The sequence below is a fragment of the Pseudoalteromonas sp. PA2MD11 genome, assembly GCF_017808125.1.
In the GTDB taxonomy this organism is placed as follows: Bacteria; Pseudomonadota; Gammaproteobacteria; order Enterobacterales; family Alteromonadaceae; genus Pseudoalteromonas; species Pseudoalteromonas simplex.
Genome location: NZ_JADKNF010000011.1, coordinates 102,310 through 125,931, shown reverse-complemented (window position 1 = coordinate 125,931; position 23,622 = coordinate 102,310). Strand labels below are relative to the sequence as shown.

Sequence of the window (23,622 nt, the reverse complement as noted above, 5' to 3'; positions counted from 1 at the left end):
CTCCAGCTTACTGATCAATGGTTATAGGTAAAACCCAGATAAAACTGACGACCAAAGAATTGCGTGGTGCCTGTTTTACTGGTTGTTCCAAAATAGCTTTGTGTTGGTTCATCGGTTAAGTTATTCACTTGTAATAACATGCCGAATGAATCTGTGAACTGATACGACGTTTGGAAATCGATAACCGTTTCCGCATCAAAGTTCACCACTTGCTCATTGACAGCAACTTGCTCTGAAACGAAATCATCGCGATAACGCACATTCAAACGTGTTTCAAAGTTTTCATAGCTGTAAAAAAGTGTGCCGTTAAAGACATTGTTTGACAGGCCAGGCAAATCTTGCGACACAGAATCACCACCTAAGTCGGTGATAGACTGCACTTCGCTCTCGGTATATGAGTAACTGGCATTAATGCCTAGGCCTTCAAACGGCGAGGGTAAGAAAGAGAAAACTTGCGTATAGGCAAGCTCAATACCACGAATATAACCCCCTTTGGCATTATTAACCGCAGTGGTGTACACACCATTAGTAGTTTCGATTTGCTCACCGCTGACAGGGTCAACAATGTATTCTGGTACGTTAAAACCATTACCCTTAAAGTCAAAGTTCTCTATGGCTACCGTGTCTATGAATGAGTCGATATTCTTATAAAACGCAGCAACAACCAGCGCACCATCGGTGTCTTCAAAGTATTGCTCGTACGAGATATCGTACTGATCCGCATAAAAAGGTTTTAAGAATGGGTTATTAGTACTTGAACCGTTAATTTCGCCGTCATTGTTAACCGATGCACTGGCATCGCCTGCTAAACGGTTAATCGGAGCACGCGCCATCACTTTTGCCGCAGCAAAACGAATTTGTGTCGCGTCACTCACTTTAAAGTTTAGGTTTAATGAAGGCAGGTAATCAGTGTATTTAATGCCTAACACGCTTGGTGCATAAAGGTCGTTAACAATGCCATTGTCATCAACAATATACTGCGCACCGAGTTGTGGGTCACCACCGACGTTTTCAAGCACCGTCGCGGACTGATCGGTATCCACTCGGCGAATACCAATATTACCTGTGATTGGTAGAGAGCCAATTTCGGTATCAATGTTAAGCATCAGATAGGCTGACACTACTTCTTCATACACTGAGCCACTTTGCAACATGGTCCATGAGTAGTTAGTGGTATAGTCTTGTGCATCTGGCTCACCATCACCATCTAAATCAACAACACCATCGGCATTACCCCAGGTTTGTACTGGTTGCGGAATACCATTTGGGAACCATGCGTTAAGTGCTTTATCTAAATCTATCGCTAGATATGATGGGAAATAACTAAACTCACCTTGCCAATCAACTACGGTGGTCATGTCATCGGTAAGGCGAAGCGGTGGTTGAGTCGAAGAGAATGCACCATCGTTACCGTATTCAAATACAGAGCGATTATTGCTGTACTCACGGTCTGAATAACGAGCACCAAATTCAATTGAGCTAAACCAGTTATTCTCTAACTCATACTTAAAATCGAGTCGAAATGCTTTTACTTCATCTTCATTTTCATACGGGTAAATACCGTATTTACTGACCATAACTCGGTCAATATCGCTAAATGCGTCGGCTTGGTTAAAACCTACATCAGGCAAGTTTAAGCCGTTCAATTGATAGTTAAGCGATACATTGGTATCAAACACTGGGTTCTCAACGGTGGCATCTTCCGCAACCAATGCCCAAAGTAAACCATTACGAAAATTACTCTTAGCACGTGATAGCGACACGTCAGCATTGACATTCAAACGCTCGGTAACTTGCCAATCCGCATTAATGCCGTAGCTGTCTACTTCATCGAAATCTTGGTTATCATCATTAACAATTTCAACACGGGTAAAGCTATTCGATGTACGGTTAATTGCACCACCAATCACCGCATTACCGTCAAGCTCTGGGTTAGCATACACCGCAGACGGACCACCAAACTTAACTCGGAAACCACGGGCAAATGACTCGCTATCAAAACGCGATAAAAACGCATCACCCTTTAATTTAAAGTTATCGGCTGGCACCCATTCAATTGAGGTTAAATAACCATTACGGGTTTCTTCACCACCTAAGTGCTGAAGCTCAAATCCCTCGCTGATGTATTCATTGGCAGGATTATCTGCAGGGCCATCGGTATCATTTGCCAGTCCATCAACATCTTTGTTTCCGTTATATGCTAAACCGATAAACTGAGTCGCCACACTTGGTTGGAATAAGCGCGCGTAACCCACTGCGACACCTAGCGTATCGTCAAGAAACTTACCTTGGTAAGAAAAGCTAATACGGTCGCCGTACTCGGTTGCATCAAAGACCTCTGAAGCACGGTCGTTATACATACCACGCACATTCGCAGTAAATTTGTGTTGCTGGTCATTATCCAATGGGCTGGCTGTTTGTAGCTCTACCGTACCTGCTACGCCACCTTCAATGAGGGATGCCTTTGGCGACTTGTAGACCGCCGCTGAACTGATTAACTCAGACGGGTATTGATCAAACTCAATACTACGACTACCACTAGTAGATACTTGCTCACGACCATTTAATGTCGAAAAAACAAAGCAACCAGATAAACCGCGAATGTTGATTTCGGCAGCTTGGCCTCCGGTACGTACCGCCGAGATCCCCGGTAGACGTGTTAATGCATCAGCCATAGACACATCAGGTAATGCCCCTAAGTCATCAGCTGATAGTTGCTCAGAGACAGTGTCGCTAAAGCGTTTTTGATTTAATGATTGAATTAAGCTGCGACTAAAGCCGCGCACTTCGATTACTTCAAGCTCAGGATCGATTTCCTTTGCTGATGTGCGTTCTTCTTCCGTCGCCGCTATTGCACTATTTGCTGCCACTAAAGCCAGCATAAGCGCACTTAGCTTGAATTTCCCCATTGGATTTCCACCCTGTTGTCGTTGGAGGTGTTGTATTTGTGGTTATTGTTGTTGTCAAAAAACAACCAATAAAGTGTAACCAAAAGGTAAATATTGTGTGATGAATACGTATGCAATAGGAGCTTGCTGGGGAGAGCAGCGATCACAACCCTTTTTTATTAGTGATGTAATCGCAATATAGAGGGATTTATAAAGTAATAACGACGCGAACAGCTAGAGCAATAAAGATTATCCCTAGCAATTTTTCGAGCCATGGATTTGTCTTGGTGAAACCAAAACGCTTTTTTGATATGTCGGTTAACAGTGCAACAACTAGATACCAGCCCGTATCAAGCACAAATACCGTTAAACACATGATTAAACCAACTTGCAAAGTCAGCTTTTCAGGATCAATAAATTGCGAAAACAGTGCTAAAAAGAACACCGCAAGTTTTGGGTTTAAAAAGGCAATAGCAAAGCCATCTTGCAATGCGCTACGAGGACTCGGCTTAGTCTGCTCAACATTCAATGTTTGCGAGCTAGGTTTAGCTAACAAAATACGAATACCCAAATATGCGAGATAGGCTGCACCGCCATAGACCAGCACTTGATAAAGCGTTGGCAACTGAGTCATCAGCGCACCTAAACCAAGTAACGAGGCACACGCATAAAAGCCAACCCCAATACCATGGCTTAACGCCGCTAACATGCCGTTCTTCATACCGCCATGTAAACTGTGCTTTAAAACCACAGCTAAACTGGGCCCCGGCGACATCGCTCCCATCACGCAAATTAAAACTAAACTCAACCACTCAGTTAGTGTCATTATTCGTTATTCTCGATTAGCAATAAAACGGATGTTATCTGACCATAAACCCCTGTTGCTGTAGTGATGGTTTTCACTTGCCAACCTGCTTGTCCTAATTCGAACACTCGTTGATTTAATGCATCAATATCGATGCCGCCAAAAAAGCGTTTCTTTTTAAACTCTACAACTTTTTGCATGTTAGTCCGTCAGTTGGTATTCAAAGTCATAATGATGAATACCCGATTCAATTCGAATTGCCATTTTACCAGAAATACCTTCAAGTTCACCTGCGCCTGAGTCTGGTACCACTTCTAAAATCAATCGGTCAGCCCCTTTATCCATGGTGCCAAAATGTTGCAGCACAAAACTGCCTTGCTTACCTTCTAAGCTACCAACAACTTGCTCTATCGCTACATAACCTGCACTGCCCTGAGTTGCAGTCATGGCACTGAGCATTTCGCCTTGGCTTGTTGCTTCTAATGGACCTGAAAACTGTTTATCAATCGACATACGTCCTAAATTTACGCCATCTTGCCCTGTGGCATAGCCGCCAATTGGGTTTAATTTTACGGTGAATTGACCACTGATCGTTGTAGATTCCATACTAATCCCTTAATAACTGTTGATTTTTAGAGCATTGATAACCATATCTATACCCTATTCATCAACAAGAATCTAGCATGTCTACCAATAAAGAAAAGGCCGCATTTAGCAGCCTGTTACCGATTTTAGCTTTTATTAAACCCTATAAATGGGTGGTGTTTGCAGCCCTTGGCGCCTTGCTGCTTACGGCCGGTGTTAACTTATCACTCGGACAAGGCGTTAAATTTGTTATCGACCATGGCTTTATTGCAGGCTCACAAGCTCAGCTTCAACAAGCAGTAATGGTGTTGATTGGTTTAATAAGCTTATTAGCTGTAGGTACTTTTTGTCGCTTTTATTTAATGTCGTGGATTGGTGAGCGAGTCAGTAACGATATCCGTAAAGCCGTGTTTGAACGCATCGTTACATTACACCCGAGCTACTTTGAAGAAAACCGTAGTGGCGAGCTGATGTCGCGCCTGACCACCGACACCACCTTATTGCAATCTATCATTGGTTCCTCTTTTTCAATGGCACTACGTAGTAGTTTAATGCTGATTGGTGGCTTGGTTATGCTACTTATTACCAACCTAAAGCTGACTCTTGTCGTTGTTGCCTGCGTACCAGTAGTATTAGTGCCGATGATGATTTTTGGCCGAAAAGTAAGAAAACTGGCAAGCTCAAGCCAAGATGCCATTGCCGATATCAGCACCTATGCTGGTGAGATCATTCAAAATATTAAAGTAGTGCAAAGTTATAGCCATGAAGAACGTGAAAAAGCAGCATTTAGCGAAGAGACCAACAAGGCGTTTCAAGTAGCGAAGAGCCGAATCAAACAGCGCTCGTTTTTGATTGCAGCGGTGATATTTCTGACCTTTAGTGCTATTAGCGTGATGCTTTGGGTTGGTGGCAGTGACGTATTAGCTGGCACTATGACAGGTGGTGAGCTAGGTGCTTTCGTGTTCTATGCGATTATGGTGGCGATGTCTGTAGCAACCGTTGCCGAAGTGTATGGTGAGCTGCAAAGAGCCGCAGGTGCAGCAGCACGGCTGTTAGAGCTACTTGCCGTTGAAAGCATGATCAAAAGTCCAGATACAAATCATGATGCACAACTTGAAGCAAACAAACTTAATCACCCTGCTATCGAGTTTAATGAGGTATCTTTTCATTACCCTTCAAGGCCAGATAAAGCCGCTTTAAATACGCTGAATTTACAAGTAAAACAAGGTCAAACTCTTGCTATCGTTGGCCCATCGGGGGCTGGTAAAACAACGTTGTTTGAGTTACTGCAGCGCTTTTACGACCCAAGCTCAGGGAGTATTTCGCTGGCAGGAATAAACATAAAAGCACTCTCTCTTGATTGCTTACGCCAGCAAATGGGGATGGTGGCACAAAACCCAATTTTATTTAGCTCAGACGTAATGCATAACATACGTTATGGCAACCCAAGCGCCAGCGACGAGCAAGTATATGCGGCGGCCAAATATGCCCATGCCGATGAGTTTATTAGTCAACTGCCAGATGGTTACCACAGCTTTTTAGGGGAGCAAGGTGTTAGGCTTTCAGGTGGGCAAAAACAACGCATAGTTCTGGCCCGCGCAATATTAAAAGACCCTGCAATTTTATTGCTTGATGAAGCAACCAGTGCACTCGACGCACAAAGTGAGTTTCATGTACAAGCTGCCCTTGAGCATCTAATGAAAGACAGAACAACACTGATCATTGCCCATCGTTTGGCAACGGTTAAACACGCCGATGTGATTGTCGTGATGGATAAAGGAGAAATTATTGCAACGGGTACGCATCAGCAATTGTTTGAGACTAACCCATTGTATAAACAATTGTGCGAATTACAGTTTAATCGAGATTAAGAAGGGAAATGTCAGGTTTGAAAGGGCATATCAAACCTGACCACAAATCTAGATATAAAATCTAACCTTGTGTATTCGGTACGATCTGAATTTCTACGCGGCGGTTTAAAGCTCGGCCATTTGCTGAGTCATTGCTTGCCACAGGGCGTGTTTCACCATAGCCTCGTGTGCTGATACGCGCAGACATAATCTGATGATTCACTAAGTAATCTTTTACGCTTTGCGCACGTTGTTGAGATAACGTCATATTGTAGCTATCTTTACCTGTGCTGTCGGTATGACCTTCTACGCTTAAGTAGGTTTTTTCGTATTTATTCATCACCTTAGCAATCGCATCTAAGGTGCTATGAAAGCCCGACGAAATATAAGATTGGTCAGTTGCAAAAGTAATATTTGATGGCATGACTAGACGAATATTGTCGCCTTCACGAACCACTTCAACACCTGAGCCTGCTAGCTCATCGCGAAATGCTTCTTCTTGCTTATCCATATAATCGCCAACGGCTGCACCTGCTAATGCACCAATAGCCGCACCAATGAAAATACGTTTATCGTCATGGTCACCCGTTGCTTTACCTAGAACGGCACCTGTAGCAGCACCAATCGCAGCGCCTTTACCTGTATTCGTTGTCTCACAACCTGTCAATAAAACGGCTAATACGCCCACTGTTAAAACTGATTTTGTAAAAGTCATGTGTCTCTCCATGGCAATTATTCAAATTGAATTGTTAACAATTATGAATGAACGTCTATGAACAAACTATGAAGAATGGGTTACTTATCGATTGCTACAGCAGTAACCGGAGGTAAGTTATAACTTTTGACCAATTCTGTTAAACGGCCATTGAGGACTAAGGTATTGAGGCGCTCTTGAATTTTTTCGGCTAAACTCGAGCTTGCAAACTGTTTACTTAGGGCAATGTGACCATAAATAACATCTTTATAGCGATAAGGCATTTTTACAATTTCTTGTGAAGGTCGCTGCAAAAAAACGGAGGCATGATCTGCAGTCTCTTCAACAGCAATCACTAAATCAACACGATTTTTTAATAACATCTCAAAAGCATTATGTTCGCTTAAAGCCTCGATTTTAGTGAGGGTTTTATCAGTGTCGAAGCGGGGAAAATGCGCAGCACCTCGCATTACCGCAATGCGCTTACCGACTAGGTCTTGATAATTGTTTATTTTAAGCTCGCTATCAGCTTTTGCATAAAACACGAAAGAAGACGACAGCATCATATACGGCGGGGTAAGAAACTGCATTTTTTGTTCGCGCGCTTCTGTGCGAATAAGGCCGCCCATCACATCCAGCTCATTTTGCTCAAGCATCTTTAAACAACGAGAAAATGGGCAAGCAACATACTCAAACTTAATTGGTAAGCTAGGTTGCATTTCACGCATAATATCAACAATTGCGCCACTCACTTTACCATCATCAGAAATCATGCCATAAGGGGGCGCATGATCAACAGCCACCAACACTTTCTCATAAGAGTTCGCAGATACTAAGCCACTGAAAAAAAATAACAACAAACTTGCAATGTAGTGTTTCATAGTGATACTCATGACTACGTTCACTGGTTCTGTATATTGTAGACGGCCTTGTGTCATAAAAACCACAAAAATGTCATACAATTTTGTCATAATTGAAAAAAAATTACTGATGGCAAATCAATGTTATTCATCATATTTAAGCAATTCTTTTTATTAGGCTGTATGAGCTTTGGTGGCCCTGCAGCACACCTTGGTTACTTCAAACGCCACTTTGTTGATAATTTAAAATGGCTTTCTGCTGAACGCTATGCTCAACTGATTAGTCTTAGCCAAGCATTACCGGGCCCAGGTTCGAGTCAAGTTAGCTTTGCGATGGGGGTTGAAAAAGGAGGGGTATTGGGTGGCCTGTGCGCTTTTATTGGGTTTACCCTACCCTCATTTTTAATCATGTTTTTTCTGGCTCTAAGCGCTCATCAATTTGGTGATATATACTTTGCAGTAATTGCTGGGCTAAAACTCTTTGCAGTAGTGATTGTTGCCGATGCAACCTATAGCATGGCAATGAGCTTTTGCAAAAACCACTTACATAAACTTATAGCAGTGCTAAGTACTGTTGTATTGATTATTTTCTCACAATTATCGAGCCAAATTTTAGTACTTATTGCAGCAGCGGCTATAGGTTGGTGCTATCCACAACTTAAATTACCTGAAAGCCAAGAGCAAAAATCAGTGAAAATAGCTTGGTTACCACTTGGCTTATTTGCCATCTTGTTATTAATTAGTTTTTTACCTTTCGGTGAATGGCTTTCTTTGTTTGCCCCATTTTATCAAACTGGCGCTATGGTCTTTGGTGGCGGTCACGTTGTGTTACCTATTTTACAAGCTGGTGTACCGAGCCTTGAAACTGAGCAGTTTTTATCGGCTTATGCCAGTGCCCAAGCCATACCTGGACCGATGTTTACTATCGCTACTTATTTGGGCGCACAAGTTACACCAAGCATTCCACTTGTAGGTGCTATTGTCGCGACCATCCTGATTTTCTTACCGGGTTTTTTGTTGATGTTAGCCTTTATGAAAAGCTGGTTACAGTTAGCAGATAAGCCACGCTTTGCAGGCAGTATCGCAGCGCTAAATGCCGCTGTAGTGGGGTTTTTAGCCGCTGCTCTTTATTCACCGATTTGGCAATCGGCAGTGCAAAATCTATGGCAAGTAGCTTTAGTCATTGCAGCATTTACGTGGCTAAGAATGGCAAAGCCACCTATTTGGTGGCTTTTGTTAGGCTTTATTACGATTAGCTTATTGATTGCTCAGCTTTAAGCTTTCTCACGTGGAGGATTAGCTACCTTGATACTAGGCTTTAAGCCAGTTTGGGCTTCGCTTGTGCTCAACTGACCCGTAACACTTTGATAAGGTCTAAGCCCAAAAATAGGCAGTACAGCAAGTAGATGATCCATGATCTCTGCTTGCAAGTGCTCGTATGAAATCCAGCGCTTATCCTCACTAAAGCAATAAAACTCAATAGGTAAACCATGATTTATTGGTTGCAGCTCTCGCACCATTAAAGTTAAATCACGATTAATTTTTTCATGTTGCTTTAAGTAACCTTCAGCATAACGTCTAAATAAGCCAAGATTTGTTACTGGGTTAGGTAAATTTGCTACTCGTATGTAGTCATGCAAAGGAATTGCATCATCAATTTGCTCTCGAAAAGCATCATCCACCAAACGAATACTATTCATATCAATGTTTAAAGAACGCTTGATACGACGACCACCTGACTCTTGCATACCACGCCAGTTTTTAAATGACCCTGCAACTAACATGTAAGTTGGAATGGTTGTAATCGTGTTATCCCAGTTACGCACTTTTACTGTATTTAAGCCAAGGTCGATAACTTCACCGTCTGCGCCATAGCTATCCACTTGGATCCAATCACCATAAGTTACTAGTCGATTTGCTGCTATTTGAATACTGGCGACAAAACCCAAAATGGTGTCTTTAAATACGAGTAAGGTCACCGCCGCTATCGCACCAAAGCCAGACAAAATATAAGTTGGCGACTTCTCTAGCAAAATGCTCACAATGAGAATGGCGCAAACCATAAAAGTGATAAGTTTTACAACTTGGATCAAGCCCTGAATCGGAATATCGCGCGCAAAATCAAGCTGGTTATAAATACCACCAGCAATGCTCACCACACTACTTAAAATGAAGCCACCGTAAATGATCAGTGCAATTTGACCCACCGTTTTAAGTACTAATGCAGCGACATAATGAACTGGATAAACATAATCGAAGGTCGCTAAATAAAGTACACAGCACAATATCCCTGCAAAACGACGGTTTAACTTATTGAGCATAGGTGTGAGCGCACCAATACGCTCAGGAGACAGGCGTGTAACAACCTTTTGAATACCCGGTAGTAATAAGCGACGGGTAAACATGTAAATTATTAGTAATGAGCCAACGCCGATAGCTGTAGCGGTTAATGCACTTATTAGCGCCGCGTCTGGCATTGATTCAAACCAAGGCATCACCAACTCTTGTAGGTGAGTTTGCTTCATGGCGCTTCAATCTCCTTATTGATGGTATCAAGGTACTCAGCTTGCTGAGCTTGGTGATAAGTTAGTAGCTGAGCATCTTTTTGTAACCACAACTCATTAATATGTTGTTGGAAAGCCGTTCTAAATGCACGGTCATGCTGATAATCACCAATCATCTCTGCGCTAATTGCTTGCACTTGCACTTCAACTTTAATCACGTTTAAACGGCCACGCATAAGATTACGGCAAATATGGTCGCCCTCCCCCTGATAAATAATCGAGGTATTTAATAATGCATCAAATTGCTCACCTAACACCTCAAGAGCAAATGCTATACCGCCTGCTTTGGGCTTTAAAAGGTAAGTAAACGGACTATTTTGCTTACTGTGTTTTTGACTTGTAAAACGCGTGCCTTCAACAAAGTTAATGATTGTTGTTGGGTGATTACGAAAATCACGGCAGCTACGTTTGGTGCGTTCAACATCGAGCCCTTTCAACTTAGGATTTTTTGCCAGTTGCGCTTTGCTCACCCGCTTCATAAAAGGCATACCCATAGCCCATGCGCCAGTGCCAATGAATGGCACATACTTCAGCTCATCTTTTAAGAAAAACTTTGGCGCGGGTAAAACATCGATTGCACTCAGAACAACAATATCTAGCCAGCTCATATGATTAGAGATAAGTAAGTACCAACCATCTGTAGTAACTTTACCTTTAATATCAATTTCAATTGTTGGGCAACCTAACCACAAGGCTAAGCGGTTACCTTTACACCAACCGCGATAAGCTAAATGAAGAATATCGCTAACCACCTTAAATGGCAGTAGCAACTTAAGCACACCAAACAGCAGCACCAGCGTGCCCCAAATAATCACATTAGCAAACAAGACAATACTAACTAGAACGCCTGTTAACCAATTTGGTAAAAATTTCTTTAACATATGTGTGCTCTCGACTGCGTTAGCAATACTACTGCGTTTTAGCTTCTAATTCGGCTAACTGTTGATTTTTTTCTTCCCAAATTCGATTTAGCTCAGCTTGAAAATTTACTCTAAACTCTGCATCGCCCGTATAATCCCCAATCAAATTTGGACTCACTTCCATCACTTCTACTCGCACATCGACTTGCTTTACTCGACCACTAGCAAAGTCCACAAAGCTAGGAATACCACCAGGGTAATGAATGGTTACATTCACTACTTTGGAAATTTGTTCACCCATTGCTTGCATAACAAACGCAACCCCGCCCGCTTTCGGCTTTAATAGGTGCTCAAAAGGACTATTTTGGCGAGAATGCTTTTGCTCAGTAAAACGCGTACCTTCAACAAAGTTAACAATACTCACTGGCATTTCTTTAAACTTTTCACAGGCTTTGCGCGTGGTTTCTAAGTCTTTGCCACGCAATTTAGGGTTTTTCTTTAACTGGGCTTTACTCGTACGAGTCATGAATGGGAAATCCAACGCCCACCATGCAAGACCCAAGAAAGGAACGTATATCAGCTCTTTTTTCAAGAAAAAGTTTAAAAACGGAATACGGCGATTAAACAGACGTTGCATAACAACGATATCGACCCAGCTTTGATGATTCGCGATCACCAAGTACCAGTCTTTCGCTTTTAACTGCTCAAGACCTGTCACGTTCAGATTATATGAAGCAAATATGTTTTGGTTGATGCTGTTGCAACTCACCCACATAGTGGCGCATTGCTTAGCAATCCAACTCATTAATTTTTGCAATGGCTTGATTGGAATAAGCTTTATGAGGCCACAAATAAAAATAGGCACAAACCAAAAAAGGGTATTGAGGGTGTAAAATAAAAAACTGAACACACAACGGATCATCGACATTACTACTTATTCCTTTAACGCTTAATCTTCAAAATACGTATAGCCAGCAAGGCCTGCATTTAGTTCTGATAAATATTGTGCCTTAGATTGCTCATCAATTGCCAGTGAGTTGACCCGTTTTGCAAAGTTTTCAGCAAGAATCTCGCTATCATAATCAACAAACTTTAATACGTCCTTAACACTGTCACCTTTAATGGCATTAGTCAGTTGATAGCCTGCTTCTGTAAGCTCAACATGCACTGAATCTGTATCGCCGAACAGGTTATGTAAATCACCTAAAATCTCTTGATACGCACCCACTAAAAACATTGCAATATGGTATTGCTGACCTTGCTTGTACTCAGGAATAGGTAAGCTGCTCTCTATGCCTGTGCCTTCGACATAATCACGAATTTGCCCATCTGAGTCACAGGTAATGTCTTGAATAATGGCGCGCTGTGTTAATGGCTGATGCAAGTTTTCAACTGGCATGACAGGGAATAACTGCCCAATCCCCCAGACATCGGGGAGTGACTGAAATAATGAGAAGTTAACGAAGAGCTTATCGGCAAGTTTCTCGTTTAAATCGTCTAACACTTCTCGATGTGAACGGGCATTCTCACTAAGTGATGCACGAACACGATGTAAAATTGTGAAATACAACTGCTCGAGCTTCGCCCACTCAAGCATAGTGAGTAGGCCATGCACATATTGGTCATGGGCTTCACTGAATAGATGCATTGCATCATGATAAATTTCCAACGCCATACGCGGTGTTAAACGCTGTAAACACTGCCACATTTCATCTAGTACCAATACACTGCCTGCCTCTGGCGCCGTTGGATTTGCATGGTTTGGCGCACGCTCAACATCAATAACATCTGTAATTAATACCGCGTGGTGCGCTGTTAACGCACGGCCTGACTCGGTAATAATGGCAGGGTGTTTTAGGTCATGTTGCTGACACACTTCAGCAAACGCATTAACTACATTACGCGCATATTCTTCAACACTGTAGTTCATTGAACACGAACTACGTGACCCAGAGCCTTCGTAATCAACACCTAAACCGCCACCGACATCCACGGTATTAAGTGGTACGCCTAACTGTGTTAACTCTGCAAAGTGACGAGCACATTCACGCAGTGCGCGATGAATATCGCGGATATTGGCAATTTGCGAGCCGATGTGGAAATGCACTAGTTGCATTAAATGAAGTTTATTGCGCGATTTAAGCAGCTCAACCGCAGATAGCACTTGCCCTGCTGTTAAACCAAACTTACCTTTTTCGCCACCGGTATTCTGCCATTTCCCCTTACCAACCGAGTTTAAGCGAATACGAATCCCAATTGATGGCTCGATGCCTAGGTCATCAATTTCTGCCAATAGAGTAGTTAGCTCAGAAAGTTTTTCTACAACAATATGAACCTTATGACCCATGCCTTGGCCAATACAGGCTAAGCGTAAAAACTCACTGTCTTTATAACCATTACAAACGATGGTAATTGGCTCTTGTGCTACACCTAAAATAGCCATCAGCTCAGGTTTTGAGCCGGCTTCAAGGCCCACTAAACCACTTGGGTGAGCAAGTAGTTTACTGACCACAGAACGCTGTTGATTAACTTTAATTGGATAAACACAGGTATAACTACCTTGGTATTCACGGGCATTTCGTGCTTTGGTAAATGCGCTAGTCAGCGTTTCAACGCGATTTTGTAAGATATCGGTAAAACGCACTAAAACAGGTAGGGTAAGACCTTGCTTTTTAAATTGCTCAGTCAGTTCAGATAAAGACACCGCGGCTTTAGTTTGATCGCCATCAGGGTAAGCCACCAGCTCACCTTGTGCGTTAATGTCAAAGTAACCGTCACTCCAGTGAGCAACATTGTATGTTTCGCGTGCTTTATCTAAACCCCAAGTCATGGCAATGTCTTCTGTAAATTCATTAAATATAAACGCACATTTTAATACGCTAGGGCTGACCACGCTAACAAAAATTGCGCTGTATGCCAAAGTGATAAAAAATATTCGCTATACTGATTAAAATTTGATTGAGCAATTAGCCAAGCACTGGCAGAATTGCACCCCTTTTTTACCATTAACCAAAAGTGTATAAGCAAGATGGCTAATTTAGATCAAAATAACTGGTTCACTGAAATTAGTGACCGTGATGGTAGTGCCTTTTCATTACGCATTACTAAAAAGCTTGATGAACAGCAATCGCCATTTCAAAAAGTAGAAATGTACGAAACAACTGACTTCGGTAATCTGATGATTATTGACGGTTGCACTATGGTAAGTAGCCGTGAAAACTTTTTTTACCACGAGATGATCAGCCATCCGGCACTGCTTGCACACCCAAATCCAAAAAATGTTGTGATCATTGGTGGTGGTGACTGCGGTACTTTACGCGAAGTATTAAAACACCCAAGTGTTGAAAACGTAACGCAAATTGATATCGACGAAGTCGTGACACAAATGTCACTTAAATACTTCCCTGAGCTGTGTGAATCAAATCAAGATCCGCGTGCTACAGTGATGTTTGATGACGGCATCAAGTACATGCGCGAAGCAGCGCCAGAATCAATCGATGTAGTCATTGTTGATGGTACAGATCCAGTTGGCCCAGGCGAAGGGTTATTTAACCACGCTTTCTATACCAGCTGTTTAACTGCACTTCGCCCAGGTGGCATCTTAATTCAACAAAGTGAATCGCCACTTATGCACATGCCACTTTTAGTTGAAATGCGTGATGCAATGACTGAAGTGGGCTTTGTTGACTTACAAACGCTGCCTTTCCCACAACCAATTTATCCAAGTGGTTTATGGTCTGTAACGCTTGCTCGTAAGTCAGAAGCGTTCGCTGGTTTTCGTGAAGATGATGCCAATAAACTTGCGCAAAGCACTGAATACTATAATGCAGGTATTCACCACGGTGCATTAGCCACACCTAATTATATGAAACGTGCTTTCGAGAAAAAGTAAGCGTTTTGACTAAATGAAAAAAGGGCTCATTGAGCCCTTTTTTATTGTATTAAACCTTAAATCTATTAACTAACTGATTCAGTTCGTCAGTAAGCTGATTCATACGGTTAGCGACCTCTTGTGTTGAACTCGCTAACCCGCCTCCATGTTGGGTTTGATCGTTTAGATCAGACAGGTTTTGACTAATTTCATCTGCCACAGCAGTTTGCTCTTCAGTTGCTTGTGCTGTTTGCATCGCCATATCATTTACTTTGACCGATGATTCTTGCATCGAGTTAAGTATATCGTTAGTTTGGGTAAACGACTCTACTGCTTCATCAGCAAAACGCTTACCACTATTAATCGCCTGTAAGGATTGCTCAACACTGGCTGCAAATTGCTCAACCATAGTTTGAATATCATTAGTGCTTTCTTGGGTCCGAGTTGCTAGGGTGCGAACCTCATCTGCAACCACCGCAAAACCTCGCCCTTGCTCACCAGCTCGCGCAGCTTCAATTGCAGCATTGAGTGCAAGTAAGTTAGTTTGCTCAGCTATAGCGCGAATAACTTCAAGCACTTTAGCAATGTTGTCTGAGCTTTGTTGCAGTTCAGTGGAACGTTGGCTGGCATGTTCCATATTATCTGACAAGGCAACAATTTTTCGACTCGAGTTATCAACCGCAGCCAAGCCTTGTTTAGCCAGTTGCTGTGAGTTGTCAGCTTCATGGGATGAGTTTTGTGCCACACCTGCAACCTCACGACTTGCAACGCTCATTTCATGTACTGCACTAACTATTGATTCAGATGCTTGGCTAAGCTTTTGATTTATTTGATGGTTCTGATTAGCAAAATTATCAAGGTCACGACCTAAATTATGCAGCTCTTTAGCCTGTCCAAGTATGTCTTTGATAAGTTGTTGTAGGTTATCTAAAAACCCGTTAAAAGCCGTCGCAAGTTCTGCAAACTCGTCTTGTGTTTTTACATTGATACGGCCTGTTAAATCACCATCTCCCGACGCAATCTCATTAATTCGCTCTGTCACAAAGTTAATCTGCTTCGTGAGTTGTCGAGGTACATAATAGCTAAACCAGCCAGCGACAAGTAAAACGATAGCGATCATTATCATTAGTTTAACTTTAAAGCTGATAACACCATCCATTAACTTCTCAGTTTCAGATTTTGATGTTTTATCTGCTGCTTCGCCTGCTTTATCTAAAATATCCCTCAGTGCTGAAAATGTTTGTTCAGCAATCTGCTTTTTTTCACTGTTTTGTGGGTCATTAATAAAGTTTTTTGATGCCGAATACCATGAATCAAATGCGCTATCAAAATGACGGAACCGGTCGACTACCTCGGTGTAAGGTGACATGTAAGACAAGTATTGCCCAAAGCGCTCTTTAACTTGATCGGCATTTTCTTGATGTTCATTTAGATAAGTTTTATCTGTGTTACTGCTTGTAACAAGAGTAAGCTCGGCAACCTTTGCTTGGTAAATATCTCTATCAGCATTAACAACGACCGAAATCGCATTCAAAAATCGTTCTGATTGCGCGTCAACAGCTTGTTTTTGCAAACTGATAAGATAAGTGTAGCCTGCAATTAGAATAAGAATGGCAATGCCTAACAAAATAATCGGTAGGGAACTTTTAACGCGAATGCTTTGTAAATTCATACATTTTCCTAATTAAAAATCGAAACCAGCATGCTTATTGAATCTTAGCTGAAAAATATAAAACTGTATGAAATTAAAAGTGCCAACTCGCTGAAAGCTGAAATTGCTGCTGCGAGTTATGCTCATTAAATCCCATACCGGGTCTGTTTTGAGCGTCACTGCTCAGCACTGAATATTCAGCACCTACTTGCCACTTGGTTGACAGTTGATAACGCCAACTTGCGGTTAAAGCTTCTCCACGACTTTGGTTAGGATCAAATTGCCAATCATCATGATCGCTAACCTTGAAATAATCATACCTAATTGTGAGACGATGCTGGTCTAACTTGTGGCTTAATAAAACAAAATGGCTATAAAAATCATTGTCTACCCCACGATTTGTACCCATCGCAGTTTTACCATCAAGGAGCTGTACAATAATGCGTGTTTGCTTATTAAACTTATACAACCATGCCGCGCTTAAAAAACGTGTATCCCACGCATATTGACCAGTACGGGTATTCAAAGCACCTGGATCGCCATTGTTGTCATAATAATAGACACGTAATTGTGATTTTTTTTGATAATCCCAATGAGCGCCAACGTAATAGCCAAAACGCCCATCTACTTCTTCGAAAGGCTCCACGTGCTCGGCTTGCTTATCTAGCTGCGACCATTCAAATGAACGTGGAACAGCAAAATCAATTTGTTCATTGAACGTAGTCTGCCTGTCATGCATAGCAAAGCCACGCCATGACAGCAACGTCCCAGCAGGATCGTTGCCTTTAAAAACCGCAGCAAAGCCTTCAAAACTATGATTACTTCTAAATTGCCTACCTGGGCGCTTAATGTTTGCCTCTAAACCAAAGGCCCGCACTTCTTCGCCAATCCAAGTATTAATCGCAGAATTAGTGTAGTTATAAGGTGACATCCAGCCATTTTGCGGGTTCTCAAGCGACATTTTGGGATAAAAGCCACCTCCTTTCACTGTCCATTTATAACGACTAGCTGTAAGAGGCTGATATTGCAAATAAGCCTGAGTTAAACCAACTGTTAGTTCTGGATCAGGGTGAGCGTTAAGTACTGTGTGCGCAGACCAATCGCTATTTAACTCAAAACGACTACTCAGCATAGCTTGGGATATCACAACACCATCATGCTCTTGGTCATAACGGTATAAGCCAATTTCTTTACGCTGATAGCTAGCTAGTTGGTCACCACGCACAGCCGAAACAGTTACCAGACCATCATGCTCAGCATATACCACTGCAGGCAACCCAAAAACACTCGCCAATAGCAAGGCTTGCCATTTATTCATAATCATCAAACTCGTCACTGCTTAGTTCTAATTTTGGTAATAAGTTTTGCTTTAACTGATAGCTCACCGACTTTCCATTGTTTGTTATCTCGATAGTTTCTGGTGTACTGATATCATTAAAGCGGTCATGCCAAACAGCCAAAGTAAACTTACTTTCAGGTAAGCTTAATTCAACCATACCTTGATCATCTGTTTGCCCATAAATCCCACCATCGACGACCACAATGTAACCCAGCATCCAGTCATGAATGTTACAGCCAAGCTCAACAACCCCCGATTGTGCAAAGTTAATCGGTTTTTCGGGTTTATCGTGGTAAAGCTTTAACTCAAATTGCTTTGTTTTAGAAAATGAATAAACGTGGTGCATGATTGAATCAAGGTTAGGAAATTCAACATTTGCCCCTTGTGGCACTGCCAGCACATGAGGCACAAAGGCACGTTCTTTTTGGCTCATGGTGTAGTGACTCTCAGCAACAGCAAGCTGTTTTGAACCTTTGAGCCAAACCACGGCATTCTTGACTGGCTGATTCTGCTTATCAACTATCTGTATTTGCTGTGCCAATAAACTTTGACTAAACAATAGTAGCAACAGGGTTATTCTTGTCATTTTGCTAAACCTTTTTCAGTGCTAGGCTGGATATCGCCGCGTTCACTTTGTTGAATACGTATGCAGATCTCTCGTATTAACCGGCAAGTCACTTTATGCTTTAAGGATGTATGTGAATACGTGACAACAATCCATAACCATAAGCCGCCAAGGAACAACAATGCGATTAACTGCCTTAATGTTAGCAGCCTTTTCAGGTACTTGCCTAGCACAAACCACAACCGTCAGTTCACCTGATGGGCAGATCAAAGTAACTATCTCAGATGAGCAACACACACCTAGCTACGAAATCAGCTTTGCAGGTAAACAAGTCATTGCGAACTCTTCGTTAGGCCTTGTTTTTAAACAACAACCAGCAATGAGTGAAGGTTATAAAATTAGCAGCCAAACCACTGATTCGGTAAAAAGCAGCTGGGAGCAACCTTGGGGTGAACGCCAAACTGTGGTTGATAACCATAACGAAGTCGCTGTTACCTTTAAAAAACCACAACCACAAGGTGGCACGTTTACGATACGTTTTCGCGCTTTTAATGATGGTGTGGGTTTTCGATACGAATTACCAAAACAAGCTGGCTATGATGATGTAGAAATCACTAAAGAACTTACAGAGTTTGCTATTACAGACTCATCAGATGCAACTGCATGGTGGATACCAGCTCGTGGTTGGAACCGTTATGAGTATGTTTATAACACCACTCCACTTCATAAAGCAGCACTTGTGCACACACCATTTACTATAAAAAATAAAGAGGGTGTGCATATTAGTATTCACGAAGCTGCCCTTGTTGATTATGCAGGCATGGTGTTAAATCAACGTCGTGATGGTACCTTCCAAGCCGATTTAACACCTTGGTCAGACGGTGTAGCGGTTAAAAAGCACGGCGCATTTAATACTCCTTGGCGTACAATTCAAATTGGTGATGAAGCCGTTGATTTAATCAACTCAGATATCATCTTAAACCTAAATGAGCCAAATAAGCTGGGTGATGTATCTTGGGTTAAACCGGGTAAATACGTAGGTATTTGGTGGGGTATGCACATCAATGAAAATACTTGGGGTAGCGGTAAAATTCATGGTGCAACCACTGCAAACACGAAATATTACATGGACTTCGCTGCTAAATATGGCTTCGATGGCGTGCTAGTCGAAGGCTGGAATATTGGCTGGGATGGCGACTGGTTCTATAACGGTGACGTTTTTAGCTTTACACAACCTTATGACGACTTTGATATTGAAGAGCTGACACGTTACGGCAAAGAAAAAGGCGTACAATTAATCGGTCACCACGAAACGTCGGGTAACGTGACTAACTACCGTAACCAAATGGAAGATGCATTTGCGTTATACGAAAAATCAAATGTAAGCCAAGTTAAAACAGGTTATGTCGCCGACGGTGGTAACATCAAGCGTATCGATGAAAATGGTATTGTACGCAAAGAGTGGCACGATGGTCAGTTCATGGTTAATGAATACCTACACAACGTAAAACTTGCTGCAAAACATAAAATTAGTATCAACACGCATGAGCCTGTGAAAGATACCGGCCTACGTCGTACATACCCGAACTGGATTGCTCGTGAAGGTGCCCGTGGTCAAGAGTTTAACGCATGGGGTACACCGCCGAATCCACCAGAGCATATTCCAATGCTAGCTTTCACGCGTATGCTTGCAGGCCCAATGGACTTTACGCCAGGTATTTTTGATATGGGCTTTAACGGTTTAGGTGCTGATACCAACCGCCCACAAACAACCCTAGCGAAGCAATTAGCGCTATACGTTGTAATGTACAGCCCAATTCAAATGGCGGCAGATTTACCACGTAATTATTTAGCGAAGCCAGATGCATTCCAGTTTATTCAGGATGTACCAACTGATTGGCAACAAAGTATTGCACTACAAGGTGAAGTTGGCGATTTCGTTGTATTTGCACGTAAAGAACGCAAGCGTGATCAATACTCAGGTAACGACTGGTATCTAGGTGCTGTTACAGACGAAAAAGCCCGCACTTTAGAAGTGAAGTTAGACTTCTTAGATAAAGGTAAAAAGTTTGAAGCGCAAATCTACCGCGACGGTGACAAAGCTGAATGGGTAAATAACCCTTACGACTTAAAAGTAGAAAAACGCATTGTGACTGCTGATGATAAGCTAACGTTAAAGCTTGCCACCAGCGGCGGTACAGCGATTCGTTTTAAAGCAATCTAAGCTAAAAGCTGTTAGTTTAAGCTTCAAGTAAAAAGAGCGCGGCATTTGATGTCGCGCTTTTTTATTGCCATAAAAAAGCAGCCCACTCGGGCTGCTTGAAACTTATAGCTTAAGGCTTACAGCTAAATACTTTTAAAACGGCAAATAGATTTGCGCACTGAGGCCACCTTCTGGGCGATTAAGTAGTTGTACTCGGCCGCCGTGCATATCGACAATACGTTTAATAATCGCAAGGCCTAAGCCACTGCCTTCGCTACCACGTGCCGCATCACCTTGTTTAAACGGTTCAAATACAGTTTCAAGTTCGCTTTCTGGGATCCCCGGACCGTGATCGTTAACCACGACCATGGCAAACTTTTTATTACTGCTCACGCGGGTTTCAACCTCTATATCACCATCTGAATAGCGAATTGCGTTTTCAATCATATTAGTAACAACACGCTTTATTGCTACCATACTCACTGGCACTTCGCTTAAGCTCGGATTCTCTTTAAAGGTAATAGTGCGGTGATGTTTTTGTTCAGCTTCGACAACTTCTGACACAATCGCGTTTAAGTCTTCTAGCTCAAGTTCTTCACGTTTGTGGTGGCGTAAATATTCAATGAATTGGTCGATAATGGCATTCATGTCTTCAATATCATGAATGATCCCTTCACGCAGGTAATCTTCATCGTCCGACATCATTTCCGTGGCAAGGCGAATTCGTGTAAGCGGCGTGCGCAAGTCATGAGAAACACCTGCCATTAATAACCGACGGTCGTTCTCAAGAGCTGCAATACCACGCGACATTTGGTTAAACGCACGGGTTACTTCAATGACTTCTGTAGAACCTTGTTCTTCTAATTTGGTAGAAAAGTCACCTACCCCTACTTTAACAGCGGCTTGTTGCAGTGCTTTTAAAGGTCTATTTAGATGGCGGGCAAACAACCAACCACCGAGCACACTTAAAAAGCCAATACTCGATAAATAAAAGGTTAAGAATTTTAGGTTGTTTTCTTGCAGGCCGGTGAGCGGCACGCGTACCCAATAACCCGGTGCTTGTGGAGCTTCAACCCAATAAACAAGTGGGTCGGTTTGGCTAATACGTACCCGAGCAGAACCATTGAGCTCTTTCGACATGCTTCGCGATAGCATTGAGTACTCACGAGTTTCAGCCAAACCCTGACTCATTGCTTGGCGCTGGGTCATGACCTCGATGCCGGTGATCTCAAAAAACTTATCAGAAGCTTCCTTGCTAACCTCAACCCCTTCTTCCCATTCAATAAACACGGTTTTCACCTGTTTAGATAGGATCAGGTTTACTTGTTCTATAGTTGGTTTAACAACATAAAAACTGACCGTAATATAAGAGACAATTTGATTGATTAACAGCAGGGCTGCAACCAAAAATACCGTTTGTCCAAACGCACTACGTGGAAACATGCCCATTACTGTTATTTTTCACCGTCTGGCACAAATACGTAGCCTAAGCCCCATACTGTTTGTATATAACGTGGATTCGCGGCATCCACTTCGATCATCCGGCGTAAGCGTGAAACCTGCACATCGATACTGCGCTCAAGCGCACTGTAATCACGACCGCGCGCTAAGTTCATCAGTTTATCGCGACTAAGCGGTTCACGAGGATGAGTCACTAATGCTTTTAATACCGCAAACTCACCACTGGTTAACGACATTGTTTTATCACCATGGCTCATTTCGCGGGTCGCAAGGTTTAGTGTGAAGTCACCAAAGCTAATTTCGTTTTCTTCGGCAGCAGGCGCACCTGGCACTTCTTTCGCACGACGACGTAAAATTGCTTTAATACGCGCTAACAGTTCACGTGGGTTGAATGGTTTAGGAATGTAATCATCAGCACCAAGCTCTAAACCGATTATGCGGTCAACTTCATCGCCTTTGGCTGTAAGCATTACAATTGGAATGTCATTTTCTTTTTGACGTAAACGACGGCAAATTGATAATCCATCTTCACCTGGTAACATTAAATCTAATACAATCAAGTGGAAGTTCTCGCGCTCTAATAAGCGATCCATCTGCTCTGAATTTGCTGCTGAGCGAACAATAAAGCCTTGTTCTACAAGGTAACGCTCTAGCAAACTACGTAAGCGCATATCGTCATCAACAACCAATACTTTTGTCGTTTCGTGTCCCATAACTTTCATTCTTTTTGTAATATGTTACTTATTAATATAAATGAAAAAGTTAAGAATAAAAAACGAATTACGCGCTTAGATTGTTACTGAACATTTCAAAATCCGACTCGACAAAGGTAAAAGACTTTTATACCTTGCGGCTGGTTTTCTTTTTAGGCTGAATAAAATGGCAAAGACAAATTTAATAACCCGAGAAGGGTATCAGCAATTACAACAAGAACATGACTACTTATGGCATGAAAAGCGCCCTGAAATTACCAAAATTGTGACTTGGGCAGCAAGCTTGGGCGACCGTTCTGAAAACGCAGATTATCAGTTTAATAAGCGTGTTTTACGACAGATAGATCGCCGTGTGCGCTATCTTCGTAAACGCATGCCAGATCTTAAAATTGTTGACTACAACCCGCAACAAGCAGGTAAAGTGTTTTTTGGTGCTTGGGTCGAAATTGAGAATGAACAAGGCGATACAAAGCGTTTTCGCATTGTCGGCCCCGACGAAATTTACGAGCGCAAAGATTACATTTCGATTGATGCACCTATGGCTCGAGCGCTCCTTGGCAAACAGGTAGATGATGATTTTTCAGTGATCACGCCTGAAGGCGCAAAAGAATGGTATATCAACGAGATAACTTATCCGGATGCGAAATAATTTTTGCCAGAAAATTCAGAAAGCGTTAATTAGTGATTGTTTAGTCTAAAAATGTGATCTATAA

General features: G+C 42.2%; 20 protein-coding genes. 5 read left to right on the top strand and 15 right to left on the bottom strand.

Annotated elements, in window-relative coordinates; genetic code table 11:
• Positions 1 to 14: 14 nt before the first annotated feature.
• From ISP07_RS13080 to ISP07_RS13065, 4 genes are all read right to left on the bottom strand, one after another.
• Positions 15 to 2,909: a TonB-dependent receptor gene (locus ISP07_RS13080; protein WP_209327873.1), complete on the bottom strand. Its 2,895-nt coding sequence runs from the start codon at positions 2,907 to 2,909 to the stop codon at positions 15 to 17.
• A gap of 187 nt (positions 2,910 to 3,096) precedes the next feature.
• The gene (locus tag ISP07_RS13075; RefSeq protein WP_054554413.1) at positions 3,097 to 3,714 is read right to left on the bottom strand and encodes a LysE family translocator; all 618 of its coding nucleotides are present in this window, start codon (positions 3,712 to 3,714) and stop codon (positions 3,097 to 3,099) included.
• On the bottom strand, positions 3,714 to 3,893 hold the full coding sequence (locus tag ISP07_RS13070) for a DUF4177 domain-containing protein (RefSeq protein ID WP_054554414.1): 180 nt from the start codon (positions 3,891 to 3,893) through the stop codon (positions 3,714 to 3,716). Before ISP07_RS13070 ends, ISP07_RS13075 begins: the two co-directional genes overlap by 1 nt.
• A gap of 1 nt (position 3,894) precedes the next feature.
• The gene (locus ISP07_RS13065; protein WP_054554415.1) at positions 3,895 to 4,299 is read right to left on the bottom strand and encodes a DUF3224 domain-containing protein; all 405 of its coding nucleotides are present in this window, start codon (positions 4,297 to 4,299) and stop codon (positions 3,895 to 3,897) included.
• A 77-nt stretch (positions 4,300 to 4,376) separates the two neighbouring features.
• Between ISP07_RS13065 and ISP07_RS13060 the strand changes: the two genes are divergently transcribed.
• Complete coding sequence (locus ISP07_RS13060; RefSeq protein ID WP_209327872.1) at positions 4,377 to 6,149, top strand: ABC transporter transmembrane domain-containing protein; 1,773 nt, start codon at positions 4,377 to 4,379, stop codon at positions 6,147 to 6,149.
• A gap of 61 nt (positions 6,150 to 6,210) precedes the next feature.
• Here the strand turns inward: ISP07_RS13060 and ISP07_RS13055 are convergent, their stop codons facing one another.
• Entirely contained in the window at positions 6,211 to 6,843 is a 633-nt protein-coding gene (locus tag ISP07_RS13055; RefSeq protein ID WP_054562840.1) for an OmpA family protein, read from the bottom strand.
• Positions 6,844 to 6,923: 80 nt separating this feature from the next.
• Positions 6,924 to 7,703: a substrate-binding periplasmic protein gene (locus ISP07_RS13050; protein WP_161804360.1), complete on the bottom strand. Its 780-nt coding sequence runs from the start codon at positions 7,701 to 7,703 to the stop codon at positions 6,924 to 6,926.
• 120 nt (positions 7,704 to 7,823) lie between these two features.
• Here ISP07_RS13050 and chrA point away from each other — a divergent pair, with 120 nt between their 5' ends.
• Positions 7,824 to 8,960: a chromate efflux transporter gene (gene chrA / locus ISP07_RS13045; protein WP_209327871.1), complete on the top strand. Its 1,137-nt coding sequence runs from the start codon at positions 7,824 to 7,826 to the stop codon at positions 8,958 to 8,960.
• Here the strand turns inward: chrA and ISP07_RS13040 are convergent.
• The 4 genes from ISP07_RS13040 to speA are packed head-to-tail and all read right to left on the bottom strand — an operon-like array spanning position 8,957 to position 13,936.
• Positions 8,957 to 10,207: a mechanosensitive ion channel family protein gene (locus tag ISP07_RS13040; protein WP_209327870.1), complete on the bottom strand. Its 1,251-nt coding sequence runs from the start codon at positions 10,205 to 10,207 to the stop codon at positions 8,957 to 8,959. The two genes, chrA and ISP07_RS13040, sit on opposite strands and share 4 nt — an antisense overlap.
• Complete coding sequence (locus ISP07_RS13035; protein WP_209327869.1) at positions 10,204 to 11,127, bottom strand: acetyltransferase; 924 nt, start codon at positions 11,125 to 11,127, stop codon at positions 10,204 to 10,206. Before ISP07_RS13035 ends, ISP07_RS13040 begins: the two co-directional genes overlap by 4 nt.
• Positions 11,128 to 11,155: 28 nt before the next feature.
• Positions 11,156 to 12,034 carry an acyltransferase gene (locus tag ISP07_RS13030; RefSeq protein WP_054554421.1) on the bottom strand — a complete coding sequence of 293 codons (879 nt, stop codon included), beginning with the start codon at positions 12,032 to 12,034 and terminating at the stop codon, positions 11,156 to 11,158.
• Positions 12,035 to 12,055: 21 nt separating this feature from the next.
• On the bottom strand, positions 12,056 to 13,936 hold the full coding sequence (gene speA / locus ISP07_RS13025) for a biosynthetic arginine decarboxylase (RefSeq protein ID WP_054554514.1): 1,881 nt from the start codon (positions 13,934 to 13,936) through the stop codon (positions 12,056 to 12,058).
• 198 nt (positions 13,937 to 14,134) lie between these two features.
• On the opposite strand from speA, the gene speE reads away from it, so the two are divergent.
• Complete coding sequence (speE, locus tag ISP07_RS13020; RefSeq protein WP_054554422.1) at positions 14,135 to 14,998, top strand: polyamine aminopropyltransferase; 864 nt, start codon at positions 14,135 to 14,137, stop codon at positions 14,996 to 14,998.
• A 49-nt stretch (positions 14,999 to 15,047) separates the two neighbouring features.
• Here speE and ISP07_RS13015 read toward each other — a convergent pair whose 3' ends face one another.
• The 3 genes from ISP07_RS13015 to ISP07_RS13005 all read right to left on the bottom strand — a co-directional run bounded on the left by ISP07_RS13015 (position 15,048) and on the right by ISP07_RS13005 (position 18,553).
• A complete protein-coding gene (locus ISP07_RS13015; protein ID WP_054554423.1) occupies positions 15,048 to 16,649 on the bottom strand; it encodes a methyl-accepting chemotaxis protein in 1,602 nt (533 codons plus the stop codon).
• 73 nt (positions 16,650 to 16,722) lie between these two features.
• Complete coding sequence (locus tag ISP07_RS13010) at positions 16,723 to 17,952, bottom strand: hypothetical protein (protein ID WP_209327868.1); 1,230 nt, start codon at positions 17,950 to 17,952, stop codon at positions 16,723 to 16,725.
• Positions 17,939 to 18,553 carry a methylamine utilization protein gene (locus ISP07_RS13005; protein ID WP_209327867.1) on the bottom strand — a complete coding sequence of 205 codons (615 nt, stop codon included), beginning with the start codon at positions 18,551 to 18,553 and terminating at the stop codon, positions 17,939 to 17,941. The genes ISP07_RS13010 and ISP07_RS13005 overlap by 14 nt, the downstream gene beginning before the upstream one ends.
• A 160-nt stretch (positions 18,554 to 18,713) precedes the next feature.
• Here ISP07_RS13005 and ISP07_RS13000 point away from each other — a divergent pair, with 160 nt between their 5' ends.
• Positions 18,714 to 20,756, top strand: a complete 2,043-nt coding sequence (locus ISP07_RS13000) for a glycoside hydrolase family 97 protein (protein ID WP_209327866.1) — start codon at positions 18,714 to 18,716, stop codon at positions 20,754 to 20,756.
• A gap of 132 nt (positions 20,757 to 20,888) precedes the next feature.
• On the opposite strand, the gene envZ is transcribed toward ISP07_RS13000, so the two are convergent.
• A complete protein-coding gene (gene envZ / locus ISP07_RS12995; protein ID WP_138618428.1) occupies positions 20,889 to 22,184 on the bottom strand; it encodes a two-component system sensor histidine kinase EnvZ in 1,296 nt (431 codons plus the stop codon).
• Positions 22,185 to 22,189: 5 nt separating this feature from the next.
• Positions 22,190 to 22,909 carry a two-component system response regulator OmpR gene (ompR, locus tag ISP07_RS12990; RefSeq protein WP_054554428.1) on the bottom strand — a complete coding sequence of 240 codons (720 nt, stop codon included), beginning with the start codon at positions 22,907 to 22,909 and terminating at the stop codon, positions 22,190 to 22,192.
• Between the two features lie 166 nt (positions 22,910 to 23,075).
• Between ompR and greB the strand changes: the two genes are divergently transcribed.
• Positions 23,076 to 23,558 carry a transcription elongation factor GreB gene (gene greB, locus ISP07_RS12985; protein WP_209327865.1) on the top strand — a complete coding sequence of 161 codons (483 nt, stop codon included), beginning with the start codon at positions 23,076 to 23,078 and terminating at the stop codon, positions 23,556 to 23,558.
• The last annotated feature ends 64 nt before the right edge of the window (positions 23,559 to 23,622 follow it).